15 protein-coding genes and 1 tRNA gene are annotated in these 17,099 nt (G+C 75.3%); 12 read left to right on the top strand and 4 right to left on the bottom strand.

From position 1 onward, the window contains the following. Positions 1-72: 72 nt before the first annotated feature. Positions 73-390, bottom strand: coding sequence for a chaplin (locus D9V36_RS28235; protein WP_129296218.1), 318 nt, complete (start codon positions 388-390; stop codon positions 73-75). A gap of 610 nt (positions 391-1,000) precedes the next feature. On the opposite strand from D9V36_RS28235, the gene D9V36_RS28230 reads away from it, so the two are divergent. The 5 genes from D9V36_RS28230 to D9V36_RS28215 all read left to right on the top strand — a co-directional run bounded on the left by D9V36_RS28230 (position 1,001) and on the right by D9V36_RS28215 (position 6,550). Further along, complete coding sequence (locus D9V36_RS28230; RefSeq protein WP_129296217.1) at positions 1,001-2,188, top strand: glycosyltransferase family 4 protein; 1,188 nt, start codon at positions 1,001-1,003, stop codon at positions 2,186-2,188. After that, a complete protein-coding gene (locus D9V36_RS28225; protein WP_129296216.1) occupies positions 2,185-3,678 on the top strand; it encodes a sugar transferase in 1,494 nt (497 codons plus the stop codon). Before D9V36_RS28230 ends, D9V36_RS28225 begins: the two co-directional genes overlap by 4 nt. Beyond that, positions 3,675-3,827 carry a hypothetical protein gene (locus tag D9V36_RS41120; RefSeq protein ID WP_164993044.1) on the top strand — a complete coding sequence of 51 codons (153 nt, stop codon included), beginning with the start codon at positions 3,675-3,677 and terminating at the stop codon, positions 3,825-3,827. The genes D9V36_RS28225 and D9V36_RS41120 overlap by 4 nt, the downstream gene beginning before the upstream one ends. Continuing rightward, the gene (locus tag D9V36_RS28220) at positions 3,824-5,188 is read left to right on the top strand and encodes a glycosyltransferase (protein ID WP_129296215.1); all 1,365 of its coding nucleotides are present in this window, start codon (positions 3,824-3,826) and stop codon (positions 5,186-5,188) included. The genes D9V36_RS41120 and D9V36_RS28220 overlap by 4 nt, the downstream gene beginning before the upstream one ends. Before the next feature lie 102 nt (positions 5,189-5,290). Beyond that, complete coding sequence (locus tag D9V36_RS28215; protein WP_129296214.1) at positions 5,291-6,550, top strand: NAD(P)-binding domain-containing protein; 1,260 nt, start codon at positions 5,291-5,293, stop codon at positions 6,548-6,550. Positions 6,551-6,574: 24 nt separating this feature from the next. On the opposite strand, the gene D9V36_RS28210 is transcribed toward D9V36_RS28215, so the two are convergent. Beyond that, complete coding sequence (locus D9V36_RS28210) at positions 6,575-7,021, bottom strand: hypothetical protein (protein WP_129296213.1); 447 nt, start codon at positions 7,019-7,021, stop codon at positions 6,575-6,577. Between the two features lie 245 nt (positions 7,022-7,266). Between D9V36_RS28210 and D9V36_RS28205 the strand changes: the two genes are divergently transcribed. Then, positions 7,267-8,718, top strand: a complete 1,452-nt coding sequence (locus tag D9V36_RS28205) for a tetratricopeptide repeat protein (RefSeq protein WP_129296212.1) — start codon at positions 7,267-7,269, stop codon at positions 8,716-8,718. 143 nt (positions 8,719-8,861) lie between these two features. On the opposite strand, the gene D9V36_RS28200 is transcribed toward D9V36_RS28205, so the two are convergent. Continuing rightward, positions 8,862-9,455, bottom strand: coding sequence for a histidine phosphatase family protein (locus tag D9V36_RS28200; protein WP_129296211.1), 594 nt, complete (start codon positions 9,453-9,455; stop codon positions 8,862-8,864). 283 nt (positions 9,456-9,738) lie between these two features. Here D9V36_RS28200 and D9V36_RS28195 point away from each other — a divergent pair, with 283 nt between their 5' ends. The 6 genes from D9V36_RS28195 (at position 9,739) to D9V36_RS28170 (ending at position 15,512) form a co-directional block, all read left to right on the top strand. After that, positions 9,739-11,037 carry a hypothetical protein gene (locus D9V36_RS28195; protein WP_164993043.1) on the top strand — a complete coding sequence of 433 codons (1,299 nt, stop codon included), beginning with the start codon at positions 9,739-9,741 and terminating at the stop codon, positions 11,035-11,037. After that, positions 11,028-12,596, top strand: a complete 1,569-nt coding sequence (locus D9V36_RS28190; RefSeq protein WP_129296210.1) for a hypothetical protein — start codon at positions 11,028-11,030, stop codon at positions 12,594-12,596. The genes D9V36_RS28195 and D9V36_RS28190 overlap by 10 nt, the downstream gene beginning before the upstream one ends. 40 nt (positions 12,597-12,636) lie before the next feature. Then, positions 12,637-14,034 carry an AAA domain-containing protein gene (locus tag D9V36_RS28185; RefSeq protein WP_129296209.1) on the top strand — a complete coding sequence of 466 codons (1,398 nt, stop codon included), beginning with the start codon at positions 12,637-12,639 and terminating at the stop codon, positions 14,032-14,034. Positions 14,035-14,180: 146 nt separating this feature from the next. Next, positions 14,181-14,564 carry a hypothetical protein gene (locus D9V36_RS28180; protein WP_206739739.1) on the top strand — a complete coding sequence of 128 codons (384 nt, stop codon included), beginning with the start codon at positions 14,181-14,183 and terminating at the stop codon, positions 14,562-14,564. Between the two features lie 186 nt (positions 14,565-14,750). Continuing rightward, complete coding sequence (locus tag D9V36_RS28175) at positions 14,751-15,383, top strand: bifunctional DNA primase/polymerase (protein ID WP_129296208.1); 633 nt, start codon at positions 14,751-14,753, stop codon at positions 15,381-15,383. A 55-nt stretch (positions 15,384-15,438) separates the two neighbouring features. Next, positions 15,439-15,512 (top strand) — tRNA-Lys (locus D9V36_RS28170). Positions 15,513-15,612: 100 nt separating this feature from the next. Here the strand turns inward: D9V36_RS28170 and D9V36_RS28165 are convergent. Next, positions 15,613-16,854, bottom strand: coding sequence for a M6 family metalloprotease domain-containing protein (locus D9V36_RS28165; protein ID WP_241721362.1), 1,242 nt, complete (start codon positions 16,852-16,854; stop codon positions 15,613-15,615). Positions 16,855-17,099 lie beyond the last annotated feature (245 nt).

Here is a 17,099-nt window from a genome sequence, read left to right as displayed (position 1 = left end):
AGGCCGGGGTGATCCGCCAACTGCACATCACGACCCGTGCCGGCCCGACATCCCTGGCGGACCGGCATGGGGTCACCGGTTGATGCAGATGTTCCCGAACGCCGGGTTCAGCAGCGAGAAGGGGCTGAGGCTGTTGCCGCAGATGTTGATCGGGATGTTGATCGGAACCTGGACATTGTTGCCACTGAGGATGCCCGGGGAGCCTGCGGCGAAGCCCGCCGCGTTGGCACCGGAGCGGTGGTTGTAGAGGGCACGGTGGTCACTGCGGAAGTGGTTGTGACCACGACCGCCGTGGTGACCCTCCCCGCTGGCTGAGGCAATGCCTGCGCCACTCAGCACTACGGCGCAGCTGGCCGCACTCACCGCGGCGGCCTTGACAAAGCGCTTCATCCCATTCTCCTTTCAGTTCGTGAATGGGGGCAACCGGTCACAACGAACATAATGAATCAGAGGTACGGGCGCTCCCCCGTCCGGGACGATATTAGCTCTTATGGCAGTAACTATTAGCCCGTCCGGCGGTAAGACGCCTCCGGGCGAAGTCCGGTATTCCGTTCATCGGAATCCCCGAGGAGGGTCCGGCGTGCCTGCCGCGGATTCCGGCATGATTTCTGTCAGAGTGCTCTGCAGTTTGACTGATTGAAGTCGGAGAGGACGACATGCGGAAATCGATGGACCGCACCACGCGCGACGTCGTATGCGCACCGACCTCCGACGTGAGAAACCCGGTCGTCACCGAATTCGGCCGGCAGGCGCGGCGGCTGCCCGCCTGCCGGAGCACTCCCGGAGGTGATTCCGGCGCATTCGACAGCAGGCCGGAACCGCGCTCCGGCGACTGTCGGCGCATTTCCCGCTTCACCACCCGCCCTCGGGGATATCTGCCCGGCGCGCGCTTCCTCCGGAGCGATACCAGGCACTGAGCGGTGCGCCCCGGCAATTCCCGTGGAGCGTCCGGCAATTCCCGTAGAGAGTTCTGTCAGCTCGGTCATCAGGGGAGCAGTGCGTGCTGCCGCAAGACCTGCAGTGCCAAGAGCGGCCAACGGTTCTCCATGTCTCCCGCCCCGTCGACGGCAAGGTCGCCCGGGTCGTCACCGACCTGGTGCGGTCCCAGGTCGCGGCGGGGCTGCGGGCCGTGGTCGCCGCACCGCCCGGTGGGGTGCTGCACCGGGACGCCACCGCGGCGGGCGCCGAGGTGGTCCCGTGGCCGGCCCGCCGCGCCCCGGGCCCGGCACTCGCCGGGGAGAGGGGACGGCTGGCCCGGCTGATCCGGCGGCTCGGCCCGGACCTCGTCCATACCCACGGCGCCAAGGCCGGGCTCGCCGCCCGCCTGGCCGTCCGGGGCCGGATCCCGACGGTCCATCAGCCGCACAGCTGGTCCTTCGAGTCGGCCGACGGGACGGCGTCGCGGCCGGCGCTCGGCTGTGAGCGGTACACCGCCCGCTGGGCGGACCGGGTGCTGTGCGGGAGCGAGGCGGAGCGGCTGCGGGGCGCCGAAGCGGGGGTGCCGGCCCGGTGGGCAGTGATCCGCAACGGGGTGGACCTGGACCGTTGTGCGCCCGCATACCGTGAGGACGCGGTGCGGCGGGCGCTGCGCCGGGACCTGCCCGCACTCGGCGATCTGCCGCCGGACGCACCGCTGGTGGTGTGCGTGGGGCGGCTGTGTCCGCGAAAGGGCCAGCTGTCGCTGTTGCGGGCCTGGCCCGCGGTCCGCGCCGTCGTCCCCGATGCCCGGCTGGTGCTGGTCGGCGACGGCCCGGACCGGGAGCTGCTGCACGCCGCCGCACCGCCCGGTGTCCGGTTCGCGGGCGCGGCACGGGACGCGGTCCCCTGGTACCGGGCGGCGGATCTGGTCGTCCTCCCCTCCCACCGGGACGGTATGGCGCTGGCCCCTCTGGAGGCGATGGCCTGCGGCCGCCCCGTGGTGGTCACCGATGCCGGCGGGGCCCGCGAGAGCCTGCCGCCCGGGGCCGCACCGCACTGTCTGGTGCCGCCCGCGGACCCGGCCGCCCTGGCACAGGCCGTGTGCGGGCTGCTGACCCGCCCTCAGCTGCGCGGCGCGCTGGGCCAGAGGGCCCTGGAGCACATGCGGGCGGAGTACGACGTGCGGCACACCGCGGCGGCCGTCCTCGGGCTGTACCGCGAACTGCTCGGTGCGGCGTGCCCGGAGAGCAGGGAGCGGGTCAGCCGATGACGACGGATCGCGCGGACGCCCCGCGGGCCGCCCGGGTCCTGCCCCCGTCGGCGGTGCCCCGGCCGACGGCCGCCGCGGGCCGTCCGCCCCGCGGGCCGGTCCCGAAGACCCTGCCCCCGCCCCGGCCGGGACGCGGCCTGCGGCGGCGGACCGTCGCCCTGCTGCTGACCGCCGACTGCCTGGCCACCACGGGCGCCGCGCTGCTCGCCCTGGGCACCACCGCGGCGCCGGCGGCGCTCACCGCGCTGGTGCCGGCCGCGCTGCTGCTGCACTGCCGGGCCGGCCTCTACCGTCCCGGCCCCGCCCCGAGCGCGCTCGACGACCTGCCGGGGCTGCTGGGCCGGGCCGCCGTCCTCTGGTGCGCGGCGGCCGCGGTGCTCGCCGCCGTCCACCCCGGGCGGGCGCTGCCACCGGTCGTGCTGGCGGGCGCGGTGGCGGCACACACCCTGCTGGTCTGCGGCGGCCGGGCCACCGTCTACCGGGCGCGCCGCGACGCCGCCCGCCGCCGGCCGCGCGCCGCCCTGATCGTGGGCACCGACCCGGCCGCCCGGCAGCTGGCCGCCGTGCTGGACGCCCATCCTGAGTACGGCATGCACCCGGTGGGCCTGGTCCCGCCGGCCCCGCTGCTGCCGGGCGGGCCCGCCGCTCCCCCGGCCCCCGGGGGCCTGCCGCGGCTCACCTCCGTGCCGGACCTCGCCCGGGCCGTCATCCAGCACACCGTGCGGGACGTGGTGTTCACGCTGCCGCCGTACGGTGATCCGCACACCGCCGCGCTGCTGCGCCGCTTCGTCGACCAGGGCTCGGTGATCTGGCTGGCCGGTCCGGCGGCCGCCCGCGAGAGCCGCCCGCCGCATCCGGGCACCGACCAGCTGTGGGGCTTCGCCTGCCGCCGGCTGGACACCGCCCCGCCCCGGCACGGCGGCCGGCGCAAGCGGGCCCTGGATCTCGCGCTGGCCACGGGGGCACTGGTGGCCGCGGCCCCGGTGCTGCTGGGCTGTGCGCTCGCGGTACGGCTCGCCGACGGGCCCGGTGTGCTGTGCCGGCGGGAACGGACCGGCCGGGACGGGCGCGGCTTCACCCTGCTGACGTTCCGCACCCTGCGCGGATGCGAGGCGCAGGAGGAGACGAGCCGGCGGGGTGCGGACGACGGCCGGCTGAGCCGGGCCGGCCGGCTGCTGCGGCGCAGCGCGCTGGAGGGGCTGCCGCAGCTGTGGAACGTGCTGCGCGGCGATATGAGCCTGGTGGGGCCCCGCCCGGAGCACCCCCGCGTCGTCCAGCGGTGCACCCAGGCCTGCCCGGAGTACGGCGCCCGGCACCGGATGCGGCCGGGCCTGACGGGACTTGCGCAGGTGCACGGGCTGCGCGACGGCGGCTCCCCGGAGGACCTGGCCCGCTTCGACAACCTCTACATCGACAGCTGGTCGCCGTGGCAGGACATCCGGATCCTGCTGCGCACCGCGGCCTCCCCGTGGCGGCGGGAGCGCGGATGAGCACGGGCGCGCCGGCCGGCGCCGCCGGTGCCCCGGCGATCGCGGCGGCACCACAAACGGGCGCCGGACCGCAGACAGCCGCCGCGCCCCCGTGCGCCGCCCCCTACGAGACCACCACCCCGGCCGCTACCCCAGGAGGCATCCGGTGAAGGTTCTGCACGTCATTACGGGCCTCGACGTGGGCGGCGCCGAGCAGCAGCTGCGGTTGCTGCTGCGCCGGCTGCCCGCGCACTGCGAGGTCGTCACCCTGACCCGTCCGGGCCCGGTCGCCGAGGGCATCGAGGCCGACGGCACCCCCGTCACCCACCTCGGCATGACCGGCAACCGGGACCTGACCGCGCTCCCCCGCCTCGCCGGGCTGATCCGCGAGGGCGGCTACGACCTGGTGCACACCCACCTCTACCGGGCCTGCGTCTACGGCCGGGTCGCCGCCCGGATGGCCGGCGTACGGGCCGTGGTGGCCACCGAGCACTCGCTGGGCGATGCGGTCATCGAGGGCCGCCGGCTGACCCGTGGCGTCCGTACGCTCTACCGGGCCACCGAACGGCTGGGGACGGCGACGGTCGCCGTCTCGGACACCGTCGCCGCCCGGCTGCGCCGCTGGGGCGTACCGGAGCAGCGCATCCATGTGGTGCCGGGCGGCATCGAGGCGCATCGTTTCGCCTTCGATCCGGCGGCCCGGGCCCTGGTGCGCACCCGGCTGGGGCTGCCGCTGGACGCGTTCGTGATCGGCGGGGCCGGCCGGCTGGTGCCCGGCAAGCGGTTCGATGTACTGGTCCGGGCGGTGACCCAACTGCCGGGCGTACACCTGCTGTTGGCGGGTGCGGGGCCGGAGCGCGAGACGCTGCGCCGGATGGCGCAGCAGTTCGGCTCGGGCGACCGGATCCATCTGCTGGGCGAGCGGGACGGGGCGGTCGACGCCGCGTCCGGCGGGCGGGGAACCGCGGCGTGGGGAGCCTACGGACCGGGAGACCACGGGCAGGGAAGCCACGGCCGCCCGGCCCACAATCAGGGAGCCCACAGCCAGGGAGCCCACGGCCAGGGAACCGAAGGCCCCGACATCCCCGGCCTGCTCTCCGCCATCGACGTCTTCGTCTCACCCTCCCCGGACGAGGCGTTCGGGCTGGCCGTCCTGGAAGCGCTCGGGTCCGGGCTGCACGTGCTCTACGGCAGCTGCCCGGCGGTCGACGAACTGCCCGCCGACCAGGCCCCCGGCGCCCGCCGCTTCAGCCCCGGCGTCCACGAACTCGCCACCGCACTGCGGGAGCTGAGGCGCCACGGACCGGGCCGGCTGCCGGTTCCGCCGGTGGTGCGGCGCTACGACATCACCCGCAGCGCCGAGGCACTGATGTCCGTGTACGAGCAGGCGCTGGCCGCCGCCCCGGCCCGCCGCCGGAGCCCCGCGGCGGTGCCGTTGCCACAGGGCCGCCCGGCGGCGCTGTCCGCGGCGGCCGTCTCCCTGCCGGACCCGTCCCGGTCGCCCGACCCGTCCCCGCTCTCCAACCGATAGGCACGTCCGGCCCGGCCACCCCCTCCGCCCGGCGGTGCACCCGCGCCGTCCCCGCGGTCGCTTCCGTCCGTACCGCGCCAAGAGAAAGAGCAGGGAGCTTCCATGTACGACCTCGTGGTGGTGGGCGCCGGCCCCTACGGACTCTCGATCGCCGCGCATGCGGCGGCGGCCGGACTGCGGCTGCGGGTCCTGGGCCGGCCGATGGCCACGTGGCGCGACCACATGCCCGACGGCATGTTCCTCACCTCCGAGCCCTGGGCCGCCCCGCTCTCCGACCCGGACGGCAGCCACACCCCGGCCGCGTACGGCGCCGCCCACGACCTGGCCACCGAGCACGGCGTCCCGCTGCCGCTCGACACCTTCACCGCGTACGGCAGATGGTTCGGCGAACGGGCGGTACCGCAGACCGAGGAGGTCACCGTCACCTCCGTACGCCCGGACGGCGACGGCTTCCACGTCGACACGGACACCGGCGAGCGGATCGCGGCCCGTACCGTCGCACTCGCGGTCGGGGTGATGCCGTTCGTCAACCGCCCCTGGCCGCTGCTCGAACTCCCCCCGCACCTCGCCTCGCACAGCAGTGACCACCGCGACCTGCGCCGCTTCTGCGGTCAGGACGTCACCGTGATCGGCGCCGGCCAGTCCGCGCTGGAGACCGCGGCCCTGCTCGCCGAACAGGGCGCCCGGCCGCGCCTGGTGGCCCGCGCCGACCGGCTGCGCTGGAACGCCCCGCCGCAGCCACTGGAGCGCGGCCGGCTGAGGGCGCTGCGCGACCCGCACTCCGCACTGGGCACCGGCTGGCCGAACCGGCTGTGGTCACAGGCCCCCTGGGCGGTGCGCCGGCTGCCCGCCGCGACCCGGCTGCGGATCGCCGGGACGGCGCCGGGCCCGGCCGGCGCCTGGTGGCTGCGGGAGCGCTTCGAGCAGGCGGTGCCCACCTTGCTGAACCACCGGATCCGGGCGGCGGCCGCTCACCGCGGCGGGGTGCGGCTCCACCTCACCCATGCGGACGGCGGTACCGAGACCCTGGACACCCAGCACGTGGTGGCGGCCACCGGATTCCTCCCCGACCTCGGGCGGCTGCGGCTGCTCGTCCCCCCTGTGCGCACCACGCTGCGGACGGTGGGCGGCAGCCGGGCGCCCGAACTGAGCTCCTGCTTCGAGTCGTCCTGGCCCGGCCTGTTCTTCGCGGGGCTGCTGACCGCCCCGTCGTTCGGCCCGTCGATGCGCTTCGTCCACGGCGCGGCCTTCACCGCGACGCGGCTGCTGCGCGGCGTACAGCGCCGGCTCGGCGACCGGCGCGGCGCGACCACCATCCCCCGCCCGGCGAGGGACGGCGCACCGGCCGTGCAGGGGACTTAAGGAGCGCCCGCCCGGAGGCCGGCCTCACTGACAGCGGTCGACGGCCTCGATGGTGCGGGCCGCCTCGCCGAGTGCCGCACGCAGTACGGCCGGGTCGGTGGCCTCGGTGCCCGCGCCCTCCGGGGACACCAGCCAGCCGCTGCCGGTCACCGGCGGGTGCGCCGCGACCCCTTCTCCGCACAGCACATCCAGCGCGATCCCCCTCCCGGAGGTCTGGGTACACGCGCTGCCCGGCACGTCCCAGCCCGCCGCGGTACCCGCGGGCACCACAAAGCCGAGGGTGTCGCAGACCCCGTCGTGCAGGACCGGGCCGACACCGTCCCGCAGCCGGAGGATGTCCACGGCCTCCAGCCCCTGCCGGGCGGGCACCGTCACGAGATCGCACGCCTGCGCCGGTACGGCCGGTGCCCCGTCTGCGACGGCCCGGCCCGCGGACCCGTTGCCGCCCCTGCTCACGCCGGTCTCCCACACGGAGAACCCCTCCTCCTGCACACACCCGACCCTTTACACCGACTTCAACGGCCGGGCATGTCAACAGCTACGGCGGCGTAACGCTGCAAAGGATGGCAGTTCATGGCAGATCACGCGCGAGATATCCGATTTGTGGCCAAACTCTGCGTATCGGAGCCATCACAGCCGGTACGGTCAACCCGCCGCACCGCCAGGAGGCGGCATCGTCACCTGATGGCACGGAGAGGGCACGGAGAGGGTCCGCCATGGCGTCGCCACCAGCAAGTTCAGCGTCGTCCCGCACCGTACCCGCCCGCCCGAACCTCGCTTTCCGACAGCTGCGCGGCCGGCTGTCACCGGGCGAGTTCGCGGCGGCGGTCCGACGGTCCGCCCGTGAGATCGGTGAACAGGTCTCGTGCGACGCCCGCTATGTGGGCCGCGTCGAGTCCGGGGAGATCCGGTGTCCGAACTACGCCTACGAGCGGGTGTTCCGGCACATGTTCCCCGGGCTCACGCTGCCCGACATGGGCTTCGCGCCGCGCGAGGCGGTACGCGGACGGGGGGCGCGTACCGCGGCGGCCGGCGCCGCGCCCCTGGCAACCGACCCCGACCACCGCGATACCTGTATCCAGATCCACGAGGAGAGCGACGTGCTGCGTCGCGCGTTCATCACCGGCGGCCCGGCGGCAGCCCTGGGCTTTGCCGCACTGCACCCCATCGAGGCCGCTGCCGCCGCCGCTTCCGTCTCTGTGCCGGGCCCGCGCGCCGCGGCCGCCGGCCGCGCCGGCGCCGCCGAGGCCACCGCCGTCGAGGAGGCCGTCCGGCAGATCCGGCTGCTGGACGACCGGCACGGCGCGGAGGGCATCTACCGCCGCGCCACCCAGCCGCTGCGCGCCGCCTACGAGTTGCTGGACGCGGGCGTCCAGCGCCGCTCGGTGTCCGACCGGCTGCACGCCGGGGCCGGTGAACTCGCCATCACCGTCGGCTGGCTGGCGCATGACTCGGGCCGCTTCGGCGACGCCCGCTCGCACTACGCGGAGGCGCTGGCCACCGCCCGGGTCTGCGGCGATGCGGCCCTGGAGGCCCACGCCTTCTGCAATACGGCCTTTCTCGCCCGCGATGCCGGGCGTCCGCGCGAGGCGGTGCGCGCCGCGCAGGCCGCCCAGCAGGCCGCCAGACATCTGGCCTCGCCGCGGCTGCTGTCGCTGCTGGCGCTGCGCGAGGCGGGCGGCTGGGCGGTGCTGGCGGACCGCTCCGGCTGCGAGCAGGCGCTGGCCCGGGCGGAGCGGCACTTCGCGGGCGGGCCGCGGGACGGCGACCCGGAGTGGATGTCGTTCTACGGCGAGGCCGAACTGGCGGGCCTGGAGGCGCAGTGCTGGGCGGCCTTGGGTGAGGCAGGGCGTGCGGTGGAGTACGCGCGCCGGGCGGTGGCGTTGCAGGACCCCCACTTCACCCGCAATATCGCCCTGTTCACCGCGGAGCTCGCGGGCGATCTCGCGGACAGCGGGCAGCCCGAGGAAGCCGCCGCGGCCGGGGTCCGGGTGCTGGCGCTGCTGGAGCAGGTCCGCTCGGCCCGTATCCGGACGATGCTCGACGGCACGGCCCGGACACTGCGGGCGCATCGCGACTGCGGCGCGGTCGCCGGCTTCCTGGAGCGGCACGCGGCGTCGGCCGTGCCGGAGAGGGACGGGACACCGGGGCCGGACTCGGATGGTTGAGGGTTGGGGGTTGGGGGCTGACCGTTGGCGGCTGGGGGTTGGGGGCTGACCGTTGACGGCCGGCGGCTGAGGGCGCCAGGCCATGCAGCTCCCCCACCCCCGAACCCGCCCCCGCCCCCTCCTGGCGCCCTCCCCCGCACCCCTCAGCCGAGGTGCCCCGTGTCGTTCCACCGCTCGATCGCGGGCTCGCCGTAGGCCCAGCCGAGCGCCGACAGGGAGGTCGGCTCCAGCCGGATCCGGGCGGCGAAGGAGATGTCCAGGCCCAGCCAGCGGGCGCCCAGGGCGCGCAGGATGTGGCCGTGCGCGAAGACCAGCACATCGCGGTCGGCCGACCGCGCCCAGTCCACGACCTCGTCCGCCCGCGCGGCGACCTCGGCGAGCGTCTCGCCCTCCGGCACGCCGTCACGCCAGATCAGCCAGTCCGGCCGCGCCGACTTGATCTCGGCCGGCGTCAGGCCCTCGTACGCGCCGTAGTCGAACTCCATCAGCGCGTCCCACGGCCGCGCCCGGTCGCCGAAACCGGCCAGCTCGCAGGTCTCCTTGGCGCGCACCAGGGGGCTGGTGCGGACCTCGACGCCCGGCATGCCGTCCCAGGGGGCGCGGTGCAGCCGCTCGCCCAGCAGCTCGGCGCCGCGCCGCCCCTCGTCCAGCAGCGGGACGTCCGTACGGCCGGTGTGCCTGCCGGAGCGGGACCACTCGGTCTGCCCGTGCCTGGCCAGGAAAATGCGCGGTGCCATGGTCGTACCTCTCGCCGGCTTCCCGGCTGGTCGTTCTCGGTGCGGGCGGCGTCGGCCGCGGGCTTTCCATCATCACGCACCGGGTCGATTTGTCCCCGGCCGGGGCGGCCGCCCTGCGCCTGACCGGCGGCGGGAGGCTGTTCCCTGCCGGGACTACGTGCCCGGGGCCGGCCGGACGGCGGCGTCCTACCGCGTACGGGCGGCTGCCGGGAGCCGTCTCCGCCGACGGCCGGTCCGTGGGTGGTCCCCCCGCATGTCAGTGCCGGATGCGAGACTTCCGCGGGTGAACGTTTTCCGCGACAGCCGCCCCGCGCCGGCCGCCTCCCCGGACGGGTCGCCGACGGCGGCACCGAGCCGGCCGCCGGAGGCAGCTCCCCCCGTGAGCCGGGCCAGGCTCACCGAGCTGCGCGGCCCCGGCGTACACCCCCGTCCCCTCGACGCCCGGGCGCTGGCCGCCCTGGCCGCCAACCCCGGCTGCCACCGCCGTGCGCTGCTGGACGGCGCGGGCATCGACAAGGGCGCGCTGGCCAGGGCGCTGGGCTCGCCCGCGGCGTACGGCCAGTCCCAGTTCGCCCTCGTCCGCGGCACCGCCTTCGAGGCCCGGGTGAAGGCCGACGGCGGCACGGAGCTGCTGCGGCTGGTGCACGAGCGGCTGGCGCCCCGCACCCCGGCGCCCGTGCCCGAGGAGGTCGCCACCCCGGATCTGTCCGCTGCCGGGCCCGCGGGCCGGGCGGCGCGTACGGCGCTGGCGCTGCGCGAGGCGACCGCGGCCGGCGGCTGGGCGCTGCTCGACCACCCGATGCTGGCCGTCGAGGTGGCCGGCTCGCCCGCCTATGTGGAGCCGGACGCGGTGGTGGTGCATCCGGACGGCAGCTGGACGGTCGTCGAGATCAAGTCCTTCCCGATGATCGACGGTTCGGCGGACGCCGCCAAGGTGGGCGCCGCGGCGCGGCAGGCGGCGGTGTACGTCCTGGCCCTGGAGCCGGTGGCCCGGCACGCCGGCGCGCGCACCGGCCGTACGGTCCACGTCCGCGACCGGGTGCTGCTGGTGTGCCCGAAGGACTTCTCCAACCTCCCCACGGCCGCCGCCGTCGACGTCCGCAAGCAACTGGCCACCACCCGGCGGCAGCTGGCCCGTCTGACCCGGGTCGAGGAGATCGCCGCCGCCCTGCCCGCGCAGACCACCTTCGACCTGCGGCTCGCGGACGACGGGAAGACGGCGACCCGCCCGCCCGAGGAGCTGGCCGAGGCCGTCGAGGCGGTCGGCGCGGCCTACGCCCCCGAGTGCCTGGCGGCCTGCGAACTGGCCTTCCACTGCCGTACGCGCGCCCGCCGGGACGGCGCGGTGGAGGCACTGGGGCGCGGCGTACGGGGCGAGTTGGGCGGTCTGCGCACCATCGAGGAGGTGCTGACGGCGGCCGGCCCGGACGGGGCGGGCCCAGCCGAACCGGGCGAGGGAGCGGACCCCGGCGGGGAGGACCCGGCCGTGGTGGCGCTGCGCCGGGCCGCCGCGCTGCGCGCCGAGGCACTGGCCGGCGCCGCCGTGCCGGCGCCGCGGACGGAGGAGCCGGGATGTCGCTGATCGAGACGCTGGCCCGGATGGAGGCGGTGGCCGCGGGCCGGGCACAGCCGCGCTGCACGGCCCTGCACCGCCATCTGTCCGCGCGCCCCCTGGTCTTCGTCCCGCTGACGACCGCGGGCGAGGCCGGCGCCCCGCTGGGCGCGCTGGTCGGCACGGACCGCGAGAAGCCCGTGTTGCTGGCCGTTCCGCAGCCGCGCGACCGCGATCTGCGGTTCGCCTTCCTCGCCGAGCTGGCGGAGACGGTGCTGCCGTATGTGGACGGCTACGCGGACGCCATCGGGTGGGAGGAGCGCAAGGAGACCGACCCGGAGACCGGCAAGAAGGTCCCGGTGCAGGTCGAACTGTGTGCGGATGCACCGCAGTTGATCGTGCCGAGCGCCGCGGGGATCGAGTTCGTCCGGCTGCTGGGCCGCTCGATGCGGTTTAGGCGCACGGCCGAGCAGGAGCCGGAGGCGCCGTACCCGGCGCCGCCGCACGTCCCGCTGCTGGGCCGCTGGCTGACCCATTTCGGCGAGCGGGCGCGGGTCCCCGGCGCGAGCCTGCTGCTGTCCGTGACGGGCCTGCTGACCCGCCACTGGGCGACCGGCCAGAGCGTGCTGGAGGACCAGCATCTGGGCGCGCTGCTCTCCTGGATCGACCCGCCGCCGGGGATGTCGGGCCGGGAGGCGGCCGAGCGTGCGGAGTCGGCGCGCGACGCGGCGGGGCAGCTGCTGTGCCCGCCGGCCGGCCCGGCCACCGACCCGGCGTTCGACAACCGGCTGCTGGCTCCCGCGATGGCCCGTTACGACGCCGGGCTGCCGGGCGCCGAGGACGCGCTGCGCGCCCTGGTCGAGGGGCAGTTGCGGCCGGCCTGGGACGCCGTCTGGCACGGTCTCGACCTGCTGCGGGCGCTCCCCGAGGGCGCCCACGTCGCCGACCGCTGGAAGCGCGACCGCTGGTCGTACACGGCGCACCGCGACCGGGTGCGCGCCGGTGAGCCCCCGCAGCCCCGGCAGGACGACGCGGTCACCGCCGCGCAGAAACTCTCCGCGCGGGAGACGGCCCAGGCCCAGCTGGACGCCCAGGAGGCGCTGGACGATCCGCTGGTGATGGCGGGGCGGCGGCTGGCCGGCGAGGCGTTCCAGGGCACGGTCACCGCCGTCGAGATGGCCTTCTCCGAGGGCAAGCGGCCGATGCCGCGCCCGCTGGTGACGCTGCGGACGGCCGACCGCCCGCAGCTGTCCGGGGGCGGCAAGCTCTACCGCGCCCTGGCGGACGGCAGGACGCAGACCGCGGAGTACGTCGCGCCCGTGGCCGGGCAGCCGGGCGCCCTGGTGGTGCGGCTGACGGGCGGGATGGGGCGCGGGAAGACCCCCGAGCCCGGTTCGGTGCCGGAGCCGGACGACACGGTGTGCTGGACGCTGTTCGAACACGCCCCGCGCGGCGGCCCGGAGCTCCCGGACCCCGAGGACACCCCGTGGACCCACGGCGGGCCCCCGCCCGGGCCCGACGGCCCCACCGGCCCCGCACAGGCACCGTACGACGCCCCCGACCCCGTGACCACGGAGGACTTCCTGTGAACCGCGCCCGGCACCCGGCCGCCCCGGGGAGCATTGCCGTATGACGGCCCCTCAGGACTCCCCCGCATCCGTGCCCGCCCCCGCGGCCAAGAGCTTCGACCCGGCCGCGGCGGCCGCCGCGGCCACCGAAGCGATCCTGCACGACACGCTGCACGGCTCCCGGCGCGGTGTGGTCGTCGACTCCCCGCCCGGCGCCGGCAAGTCCACCCTCGTGGTGCGCGCGGCCCGCGAACTGGCCGCCGCCGGACGCCCGCTGATGGTGGTCGCGCAGACCAATGCCCAGGTCGACGACCTCGTGCTGCGGCTCGCCGAGAAGGACCCCGAGCTGCCGGTCGGCCGGCTGCACAGCAGCGAGCCCGGCGCGTTCGACCCGGCGCTGGCCGAACTGCCCGCGGTCCGTACGTCCGCGAAGGCCGCCGATCTGGCCGGGATGGACATCGTCGTGTCGACGGCCGCGAAATGGGCCTACACCAAGGTCGACGAGCCCTGGCGGCACGCCATCGTGGACGAGGCCTACCAGATGCGGTCCGACGCGCTGCTGAGCGTGGCCGGGCTCTTCGAACGGGCCCTGTTCGTCGGCGACCCGGGTCAGCTGGACCCGTTCAGCGTGGTCGGCGCGGAGCAGTGGGCGGGGCTGGCGTACGACCCGTCCGCGAGCGCGGTGTCCACCCTCCTGGCCCACAACCCCGATCTGCCGCAGCACCGGCTGCCGGTCTCCTGGCGGCTGCCCGCCTCGGCCGCGCCGCTGGTCTCCGCCGCGTTCTACCCGTACACCCCGTTCCGCAGCGGCACCGGCCACGGCGACCGGCGGCTGGCGTTCGGGGTGCCGGGCGACGGCTCGGGGGTGGACCGGGTCCTGGACGAGGCCGCCGAGTCGGGCTGGGGCCTGCTGGAACTCCCCGCCCGCCGTACGCCGCGTACGGACCCGGAGGCGGTCCGCGCGGTGGCCCAGGTGGTGCGCCGGCTCCTGGATCGCGGCGGCGCCGCGACCAGCGAGGCCCGGCGGGACGGGGACGGCCGGGCCGCCGTCCCGGTGCCGCTCACCGCTGCCCGGATCGCGGTCGGCACGGCCCATCGCGACCAGGCGGCGGCCGTCCGCGCCGCGCTCGCCGAGCTGGGGGTTTCGGGGGTCGCGGTGGACACCGCCAACCGCCTCCAGGGCCGCGAGTTCGACGTCACGGTCGTGCTGCACCCGCTCTCCGGCCGCCCTGACGCCACCGCGTTCCATCTGGAGACCGGCCGGCTGTGCGTGCTCGCCTCCCGCCACCGGCACGCCTGCATCGTGGTCTGCCGGGCGGGCGTTGCCGACCTGCTGGACGAGCACCCCTCGACCGAACCGGTCCGCCTCGGCGTCACGGTCAAGTTCCCGGACGGCTGGGAGGCCAACCACGCCGTCCTCGCCCACCTGGCGGAACACCGGGTGGCGTGGCGTCCTTGAGGAGGCCGCGACGTCCTCGGGGGCGTGGCGTGCCGAGAGGCGTGGCGCCCCTCGCCGTCCGGGGAACGGCGGCGGCGGACACCCGCGCCTGCCCCCTTGCGCGGGGCGGGACAATGGAATGCGGCACACGATCTGGAGGTAGGTACATGTCCGAGCCGCGACCGGCTCCCGACCCGCGTGGTACGGCGCCGGGACCACGGCGGATGAAGCCCGCGCAGCTGCTCTTCGAGCCGCCCGAGGCCGTCACCGACCCCGAGCACTTCTTCGGCCTGGAGTCGATGGAGGACCCGCGCGAGCTGCTCGGCCGCGCCACGGAGCTGGCGCTCGCCTTCCGCGCCGCGGCCGACCGCGCCACGGAGTTCCAGGCGCTGGCCGCCGCCCAGCTCTCCGACCCCAGCCGGTTCGACCGGATGCCGCTGGCCACCCTCGCCGAGCAGGCGGAGTGGACCGAGGACTACACCCGGAAAATGATCGAGTTCGGCCGCAGCCTGATGCGCAGCGGCAGCACCCTGCCGGGCGAGCCGGACTGAAGGCCCCGGCCCATCGGCCGCCCCGGGCGCCACTTCCGCACCACCCGCCTCACCACGGCTCATGGTCCATGACCATGAGCCGCTGGCATATGCAAGGGGCGCAAGATACCGGCTCCCGTGGCGCCGCGTCCTGTTTTCCACCAATCAGCTCAGTGCGCACCCGCCGCATCGGTAGACCTGTCCCCCATGACCGAATGGCTGCCTGAGACCCCCCGCACCCTGGCCTTTCCCACCTCGGCGTACGTCACCCTCGCGGGCGCCGACTGGCTCGCCTCCGCCAGCCCCCGCCCGGACGAGATGCACACCCTGTGGGCCACCCGACCGGCCGCCCCCAGCGCGCTGCCGTGCGGCACCGCCTTCGACGTGATCAACGCCCCGGCGCTCTTCGGACGCCGCATGGTCGACCGCTTATGGTCCGACGGTCCCGGCTCGGGCCCGGTGGCGGCACACCGCGGCCGCATCCTGCTGTTCGCCGCCCCGGGGACGGCCCAGCGGCTGCCGGCGCTGCTCGTCTGGGAGGAGTGGGCCGCCGCCGTCCCCCCGCTGCTGTGCCACGGCAGCGGCGACGCGGTGACCGTCCCGCCGCTGCACCCCCGCCGAACAGCCGCCGGGGACGCGCCCGCCGCCCCATTCCCGGCCGCCGAGGACGTGGCGGGCCCGTCCGTCTCCCGCTGGCTGGTGGCGCCGGATGTCCGCAGCCCCTGGCTGCCCGGCCCGGACGTGCTGCTGTGGGCCTGTGTGCGCGCCGCCCGTTCCCTGGCCGGCCCCGGGCGGGAAACCACAGCTCAGCACCGCATTCCGGCGCTGACCGCGGGCTGAGACAAACCGATTTTTGTCCTCCCCGACCATGATGCTAATGTTTTCCCGTCAGCAGGCGCCGCTAGCTCAGTTGGTTAGAGCAGCTGACTCTTAATCAGCGGGTCCGGGGTTCGAGTCCCTGGCGGCGCACAGACAGTCGAAGGCCTCCACTCCGGTGGGGGCCTTCGTCGTATGCCGGCCCGGTCGCTGCCCACCGGCCGGATCCCTCACCCCGGCCCGCCCGCGGGCGTCAGCCGCGGCCGACCTTGACGGCCCAGTCCCCGTCGGTCGTCCGCCCCGTGACCTGGATGCGCACGCCGTCCCGGGCGTCGTCCATGCTCTCCCCCACACCCAGCGGCGCGTCCGCGAGCGGCGGGTAGACGGAGGTGCCCCCGCAGGCCGAGGTGCCCGGGTGCCCGTCGAGGACCTGCACGGGTCCCGATCCGGAAGGGGTCTCGCTCCGCACGCGGTAGACCAGGACGCCCTCGGTGCACAGGGAGCGGTCGTTGCCCATGGCACCGCGTGCCTCAACGGCCAGTGCGCTGTCGGGCCCCGTACGGACCACCAGGAGCCGCGGCCGGCGCTGGGACCGGGGCTCCTCGGGGGCGGACAGGGTACGCAGCGAGTGCGGGGCGGGGCTGGTCAGGTCGACACAGTCCACCTGGCTGTCGGCGATCCAGCCCAGCTTCCACTTGTGCCAGGCGAAGGGGTCGGGCGCCAGACCGAACTGGCTTCCCATGAGGTCCCAGTCGCCGACGTAGGTGTCCCAGTCGCCCTTGCCGCTCTGCGGCCGGTGGTAGAGGTCCGGCAGGTCGAAGACGTGCCCGGTTTCGTGCGCGAGGACATTGCGGTCCGGCGGGCTCTGCTCGAAGACGGTGACGAACCGGCGCAGATCGCGGTCGTCGGCGCGCATCGGCTGTTCGAGGTTGACGACCTTGGTGGCGTCCGAGTCGACGCCGGGGGCGTCCGGGTCGGCGACGAAATAGACCACGTCGTAGCGGCCGAAGTCCACCGAAGGGTCGGCGGCGGCGACCGCGTCGCGCAGATAGTCGGAGCGCCGGCCGGCGTCCCAGTCGCGCCGTATCCCGTAGGAGACGGACGAGCGGGGCATCCGGACCCAGTGGCGCTGGATGTGCGGACGCAGCCGGAACTTCCCGTACGAGGCGCGGTCGAAGAAGTTCGAGGTGGCGGGGAAGTAGGCGCGGGAGAGCTCCTGCGGGACGGCGGACGGCCGGGCGTCCGGGAAGGACAGGAAGATCATGACGGCGTTGAGCGGGCGGTCCGGGCGCGGATAGGCGCCGTTCCAGGTGTCCAGGCCCTCGGAGTGGTGCGCGTCGGTGCGCCCCAGTGCGCAGGAGAGGGCGGCTTCGGAGGCGGTGGCGGGCCCGGCGACGATGGAGGTCGCGATGAGCGCGCTCAGCGAGGTGACGACGGCCGCGACGCGCCGCAGACGGCGGCGATCCACCCCGTCGAGTGTCCGGGCGCGCGGCACATCTACCTCCAGGGACGGATTCGGAGACCTCATCTACCCTGTGGCGATTTAATGCTATTCGTCCTGTTTTGCGGACCCGGACGAGTGACCGGCGCGCCTTCATCGGTTCGTAACAGAAAGTCACAAACAGCCAATGGGGCATTCGGTACGAACAGACCCGTTCAGAAATGGCCGAAGATCCGTCATGCGAGCGGATGATCACGGCTGCGTCGCTGGATCGGCCGTCGCACCAGCCTCTATGATCG

It is taken from the genome of Streptomyces lydicus (genome assembly GCF_004125265.1).
GTDB lineage: Bacteria > Actinomycetota > Actinomycetes > Streptomycetales > Streptomycetaceae > Streptomyces > Streptomyces lydicus_C.
The sequence above is the reverse complement of the archived record's forward strand: the minus strand, read 5'-3'. Positions and strand labels throughout refer to the sequence as shown.

Excerpts from the sequence above, each read along its gene's own strand:
- D9V36_RS28205 (WP_129296212.1), top strand. The coding sequence starts at position 7,267 with ATGGCGTCGCCACCAGCAAGTTCAGCGTCGTCCCGCACCGTACCCGCC.
- D9V36_RS28175 (WP_129296208.1), top strand. The coding sequence starts at position 14,751 with ATGACCGAATGGCTGCCTGAGACCCCCCGCACCCTGGCCTTTCCCACC.
- D9V36_RS28190 (WP_129296210.1), top strand. The coding sequence starts at position 11,028 with ATGTCGCTGATCGAGACGCTGGCCCGGATGGAGGCGGTGGCCGCGGGC.
- D9V36_RS41120 (WP_164993044.1), top strand. The coding sequence starts at position 3,675 with ATGAGCACGGGCGCGCCGGCCGGCGCCGCCGGTGCCCCGGCGATCGCG.
- D9V36_RS28200 (WP_129296211.1), bottom strand. The coding sequence starts at position 9,455 with ATGGCACCGCGCATTTTCCTGGCCAGGCACGGGCAGACCGAGTGGTCC.
- D9V36_RS28235 (WP_129296218.1), bottom strand. The coding sequence starts at position 390 with ATGAAGCGCTTTGTCAAGGCCGCCGCGGTGAGTGCGGCCAGCTGCGCC.
- D9V36_RS28215 (WP_129296214.1), top strand. The coding sequence starts at position 5,291 with ATGTACGACCTCGTGGTGGTGGGCGCCGGCCCCTACGGACTCTCGATC.
- D9V36_RS28225 (WP_129296216.1), top strand. The coding sequence starts at position 2,185 with ATGACGACGGATCGCGCGGACGCCCCGCGGGCCGCCCGGGTCCTGCCC.
- D9V36_RS28180 (WP_206739739.1), top strand. The coding sequence starts at position 14,181 with ATGTCCGAGCCGCGACCGGCTCCCGACCCGCGTGGTACGGCGCCGGGA.
- D9V36_RS28185 (WP_129296209.1), top strand. The coding sequence starts at position 12,637 with ATGACGGCCCCTCAGGACTCCCCCGCATCCGTGCCCGCCCCCGCGGCC.